Annotated in this window: 5 protein-coding genes and 1 pseudogene; 2 read left to right on the top strand and 4 right to left on the bottom strand. The window is 44.4% G+C overall.

Annotated elements, in window-relative coordinates; genetic code table 11:
* Positions 1-1,030 (bottom strand): annotated as a pseudogene (locus WKF69_RS07910) (hypothetical protein); the annotation flags it as partial.
* A 155-nt stretch (positions 1,031-1,185) separates the two neighbouring features.
* Here WKF69_RS07910 and WKF69_RS07915 point away from each other — a divergent pair.
* Positions 1,186-2,466 (top strand): MFS transporter, encoded by a 1,281-nt coding sequence (locus WKF69_RS07915; protein WP_340381042.1) that lies wholly within the window; start codon positions 1,186-1,188, stop codon positions 2,464-2,466.
* A gap of 671 nt (positions 2,467-3,137) precedes the next feature.
* Here WKF69_RS07915 and WKF69_RS07920 read toward each other — a convergent pair.
* On the bottom strand, positions 3,138-3,374 hold the full coding sequence (locus WKF69_RS07920) for a hypothetical protein (protein ID WP_340381044.1): 237 nt from the start codon (positions 3,372-3,374) through the stop codon (positions 3,138-3,140).
* Positions 3,375-3,504: 130 nt separating this feature from the next.
* Positions 3,505-3,966 carry a hypothetical protein gene (locus tag WKF69_RS07925; RefSeq protein ID WP_340381046.1) on the bottom strand — a complete coding sequence of 154 codons (462 nt, stop codon included), beginning with the start codon at positions 3,964-3,966 and terminating at the stop codon, positions 3,505-3,507.
* A 426-nt stretch (positions 3,967-4,392) separates the two neighbouring features.
* Here WKF69_RS07925 and WKF69_RS07930 point away from each other — a divergent pair, with 426 nt between their 5' ends.
* Positions 4,393-4,755: a response regulator gene (locus tag WKF69_RS07930; RefSeq protein WP_340381048.1), complete on the top strand. Its 363-nt coding sequence runs from the start codon at positions 4,393-4,395 to the stop codon at positions 4,753-4,755.
* Here the strand turns inward: WKF69_RS07930 and WKF69_RS07935 are convergent.
* Entirely contained in the window at positions 4,744-5,184 is a 441-nt protein-coding gene (locus tag WKF69_RS07935; RefSeq protein ID WP_340381050.1) for a response regulator, read from the bottom strand. The genes WKF69_RS07930 and WKF69_RS07935 overlap by 12 nt on opposite strands.
* Between the last annotated feature and the right edge of the window lie 174 nt (positions 5,185-5,358).

The raw sequence follows: 5,358 nt of genomic DNA on the forward strand, positions 1-5,358 counted from the left end.
CTGCCCGTTTCTCCTTTTCTTCATTTTGATAAATAAGCTCTGTATTAGCAATGGCTAATTCCGCTGCCCGTTTCTCCTTTTCCTCGTTCTGATAAACAAGCTCTGTATTAGCAATGGCTAATTCCGCTGCCCGTTTCTCCTTTTCTTCATTTTGATAAATAAGCTCTGTATTAGCTATGGCTAGTTCCGCTGCCCGTTTCTCCTTTTCTTCATTTTGATAAATAAGCTCTGTATTAGCAATGGCCAGTTCCGCTGCCCGTTTCTCCTTTTCTTCATTTTGATAAATAAGCTCTTTATTAGCAATGGCCAGTTCCTCTGCCCGTTTCTCCTTTTCCTCGTTCTGATAAACAAGCTCATTATTAGCAATAGCTAATTCCGCTGCCCGTTTCTCCTTTTCCTCGTTCTGATAAACAAGCTCATTATTAGCAATGGCTAGTTCAGCTGCCCGTTTCTCCTTTTCTCCATTTTGATAAACAAGCTCCTTGTTAGCAATGGCTAGTTCCGCTGCCCGTTTCTCCTTTTCTCCATTTTGATAAACAAGCTCCTTGTTAGCAATAGCGAGTTCCTCCGCTCGTTTCTCCTTTTCCCCATTCTGATAAACAAGTTCCTTGTTAGCAATGGCAAGTTCCGCCGCCCGTTTCTCTTTTTCCTCGTTCTGAGAAAACAGCTCTTTATTTGCTATGCCCAGCTCGGTCGCCCGTTTTTCTTTTTCGTCGCTTTGATAAATCAGCTCGATGTTGGCAATTGCAAGTTCCGCCGCCCGCTTCTCCTTTTCATCGTTCTGATAAATCAGTTCTTTATTGGCTATGCCCAACTCGGTCGCGCGTTTTTCCTTTTCTTCGTTTTGATACCGTAACTCTTTGTTTGCAATGATCAATTCAGCCGCTCTCTTTTCCTTCTCACTGTTCTGAAAATCACGCTCGATATTTGCCACCCGGAGCTCTGCTTCACGCTTTAGGCGCTCAGCATTAAGAAAAGCAATTTCCTTGCGTGCAAGTAGTAATTCGTCGGAGCTTTTGGAATCTTTCATCGTCACAATATTTCTTATTAAACGGAATAAGAAATGCTTATAGTTTAATAATAACGAATGTAGCGGATAATTCCTAATTAAAAAACACCCGACAGCATGCACTTAACCCTAATGTTCCTTTCAGCATTTCCATCCAAATTCCATATGTTTGGTCTATGACCCCACACCCTGCCCCGGCCAATCGGGTACGCCGCATTCTTGCGGCAAGCCTCATTGGCACCACTATCGAGTTTTTCGACTTTTACATTTTTGCGACAGCCGCGGTACTGGTATTTCCTAAATTATTTTTCTCGGCAGCAGATCCAAATTCAGCTATGCTTGAGTCGCTGGCTACTTTTGCACTCGCCTTTTTTGCGCGCCCTCTGGGTGCTGCTTTGTTCGGCCATTTCGGCGACCGTAAAGGGCGGAAGGCTACCCTCGTTGCTTCACTGATGACTATGGGACCTTCAACTGTTGCTATTGGCCTCTTGCCCGGCTACGCCACTATAGGCATTGCAGCTCCTATCCTTCTGGCGGTGTTCCGTTTCGGACAAGGCTTAGGCCTGGGCGGTGAATGGGGCGGTGCTGTACTGCTCGCAACAGAAAACGCACCTCCAAACAAAAAAGCCTGGTATGGCATGTTCCCGCAGCTGGGCGCACCCCTGGGATTCCTTCTTTCCACCGGCTCCTTTTTTATCCTGAGCAGGACAATGAGCGAAAGCGATTTCATTAGCTACGGCTGGAGGATCCCTTTTATTGCAAGTGCGCTGCTTGTATTTGTGGGTTTGTATGTTCGATTAAAAATATCCGAAACACCCGCCTTTCTGAAGATAATTGATAGCAACCAGCGCTCAGTCATGCCGGTAGCTGATGTTTTTGTAAAGCATACCAAAGCCCTAACTCTGGGCACCCTGGCAACGATCACAACATTCCTCTTATTTTACCTGATGACAGTCTTTACGCTAAGCTGGGGCACGTCAGTTCTAAATTATCCTAAGAGCCAGTTCCTTATTATACAGATGATCTCCATGCTCTTCTTCGGCATCGGCATTCCGCTTTCGGCTGTACTTGCTGACCGGTACGGTCGTAACAATATGCTAATCGGGGCAACTCTATGCATAATGACCTTCGGACTTGTTTTCGCACCCTTATTCATTGCAGGCAGTGCTGCCATGACCGCCATATTTTTATCCCTCGGAATGTTCCTCATGGGATTAACTTACGGCCCAATAGGTACCGCCCTCGCGGGAATCTTCCCCGCAGCAGTGCGTTACACCGGTGCCTCCCTCGCCTTTACCCTTGCCGGCATTCTCGGCGCGTCTCTCACCCCTTATCTGGCTACCACGCTCGCCCATAATTACGGCCTTGCTTATGTCGGCTATTACCTCACAGGTGCAGCAGGACTGACCTTGCTGGCTTTGCTGGGAGCCCGTAAAATTATGGAGAAAGAAGAATAAACACCCCCGCCTCGTGCCGGCGGAAGGGTGCCAACTTTTTTCAGCAGCTAAAAAGGTGTGCATAACAACCCAGGGGAAGCCATTATACCACTAATTATCTCGCTTGTCGCTTCCTTTGCTGGCCGCAGGCCAGCCCTTCTACATAAGCCAGCGATGTGTACGTTTCTTAAGCCAAACCACTGATCTCCGTTCACCTTTTATTTCGCATCGGCTGGTGTGGTAACTTCAGGCAAGGCTTCAGCAGAAACTTCCGAAGCAGCAGACGCAGCGATCAATGTCATTAAGTTAAGCTTATACCACTAACATTTATAGGTCATATTTAGGTTCCCGCCTTCGCGGGAATGACAACTTTTTTGGAAAAATAGGAGATTCCAGCCTGCGCTGGAATCGCAACTTGTTATTGTTCCAATAAACAATCTCGCCGAGGTGACGCAAAAACTCAGTAATGAGACAATGAAGATTACTCAGATTCCAGCGAAGGCTGGAATCTCCCCAATACCTCTCTATGTCTTGTCATTCTGGCGAAAGCCAGAACCTCCCGTCCCTTAACTTAATGACATTGGACGCAGCGATGGGGTTTTGGTTCTTTTGACCTACTACAGCAAAAGAACTAGGCCATTCCGCGGCTATGAGCGGGCCGAGATTGTGTTGTATGGGTGAGTCCGGCTTTTTTATGAAAATGAAACCTGAGGATTAATCTGATCAATCTTTTCCCCTATCGCTTTTATCAACCAATGATCAAGGTTATCCTCATTTCGCTGTAACCATTCATTTCCAACCTTAATAAGTACGGCTTCTGCGCCATCCTGAAAACGCACTTTCCACACGCGAAGGCTTTTCAGGCTTGAAGAAATCAGCTGCAAAACATATTTGCTGCCATTCCCCGATAAGACAATTTCATGCTGCATATTTATCAGTTTGAATGAGGATCAGATTAACGGATTCTGAAAGTCTAAACGCAGGATTGAACAATAGATTGTTTCATAGTCAATTTATTACAAATTGATTAAAAAAAACCCCCTGCAAGCTGACAGGAGTTTAATCCTTACACGCCACTTCTTCAAAAACAAACCTTGCGCTAGAGTAATCAATCGGCACCCTGTCATCAAATTCCCCCGTACCCATCACAGTCATGAACTGCCCAACACCCATGGTTAGCTTACCGTCCTTTTTTAACAAAGCAACCGGATTTCGAAACGCCGGGTTTTCCTTGTTTATCCTGAAATCATAATAGCCTTTTAGGGTGTCGCCATCCATTTTACCCGTGAACTTACCTTCGTAGAGCTGTTTTTTTTCGGTGTAGTTAAAGGTCAGCGTTCCGGCAAAGGGTGTGTTTGCCGTATCAATCGATAACCACGCGGTATCACTCCCCGAGATCGACTGGTAACAGACTATTTTTTCCGGTGCTAATATTTTCTTTTTGGGTTGTTCCCGGTTACAACTGATAATACCGATACTGAGTGCACTCAGCGAAATAAGAATAAGGAATTGATTTCTCATGCGGTTTGGGGCTTGGTTTATTAAAATTACAGTTAAGATGTTGGAAAAAGGCTTTTTCCATAAAGCATTCTCACTTAAACGGCATGCTGAATGAAAAAGTGAACGTTCTCCTGTGATTTTACGGTTATCGGCTGTGACAACCAGGTAGATCTCAGGCTTTCCCACGGTTTAAGGCGGGTGTCTCAAAAATGGGGCATTAAATCTTACACTGCGGAATACCGCCGCGCGAAGAAGATACTGAACTGAGACTCTTTTTGAAGGCTTATATGAAATTTTCGGTAACTGGTAGAACCCAATGTTAGATCAAAAGAAAGGTAAGAAAATCAACCTTTTAGGTTTTTTAGCACCACTTTAGTTGTTTTTTATTCTATGGCCCATGTAAAATGGCATCTTCTTTGCAAAGTAAATAAAGTAAGACTTAAGAATATGAACAAGCGAATAGTAGTTATAGAAGACGATGATCTGGTAAGAGATACCGTAAAACTTATACTGGAAACGCGGGGATTTGAAGTTTGCTTATCTTCCAACGGAAATAACGTTGGGGCAATAATAAAGGATTTTAAGCCTCATATAGTTTTGACCGACATTTACCTTGGGAAGGCTGACGGACGGAAAATATGCCAGCAGATCAAAAGCAACCCGGAAACTAGTCATATCCCGGTAATTGTTATGTCTGGAGCAGCTGATATATACAGCTCAATTGAAGATTTTGGAGCTAATGATATTGTTTTAAAGCCTTTTGATGAACAAACCCTGCTGAACAGACTTCAAAGACAGTTAACTGCTTAGATGAGCTTGATCATCAGGAAAAATACTGTTCTCTACCAGTTTAATCATTTCGAAAACATCAAAGGGTTTACTGACAATTTCATCTGCGCAATCCATTTTAGCCGCCTTTATATTAGGATGAGTTGAAAACACAATTACAGGTATGTGCATAATAGACTTCGTCTCCTTGATGGCATTACAGAGAGCGGTACCTTCAGGGGTGGTTCTGATAACATCAAGAATTATAGCATCAGGTTTTTCCTGAATTGCTTTTTCTACCATTCCAAATTCGGTTCTTGATTGAATTACTTTATACCCCTCACCCTCAAGAATTGACGTGACGACGACACTAGCATTGTGTCTTGCCGCGCTGCGCCTGCCTACCGCAGGCAGGCTCGCAATGACAGCACCTGTGGAAAGTCTTTTGCCACGCTGCGCTCGCAATGACAACGTCTTGTGGAAATCTTGCTACCTGATACTTGCTACTTGATACTCAAATAAAAACTTTTAGCAGAGTCTCCATACTTACCGCCTATTTCGCGTTCGGTGTACTGCCAATCGTCATCGGCTTCACCATACTTGCGGCACCATTCGGGATTTAAACCCAATAACTGTAATGCACCA

This window comes from Daejeonella sp. (genome assembly GCF_037719425.1).
In the GTDB taxonomy this organism is placed as follows: domain Bacteria; phylum Bacteroidota; class Bacteroidia; order Sphingobacteriales; family Sphingobacteriaceae; genus Daejeonella.

Coding starts and splice junctions, on each gene's coding strand:
- WKF69_RS07925 (WP_340381046.1), bottom strand. CDS start 3,966: ATGAGAAATCAATTCCTTATTCTTATTTCGCTGAGTGCACTCAGTATC.
- WKF69_RS07915 (WP_340381042.1), top strand. CDS start 1,186: ATGACCCCACACCCTGCCCCGGCCAATCGGGTACGCCGCATTCTTGCG.
- WKF69_RS07930 (WP_340381048.1), top strand. CDS start 4,393: ATGAACAAGCGAATAGTAGTTATAGAAGACGATGATCTGGTAAGAGAT.
- WKF69_RS07920 (WP_340381044.1), bottom strand. CDS start 3,374: ATGCAGCATGAAATTGTCTTATCGGGGAATGGCAGCAAATATGTTTTG.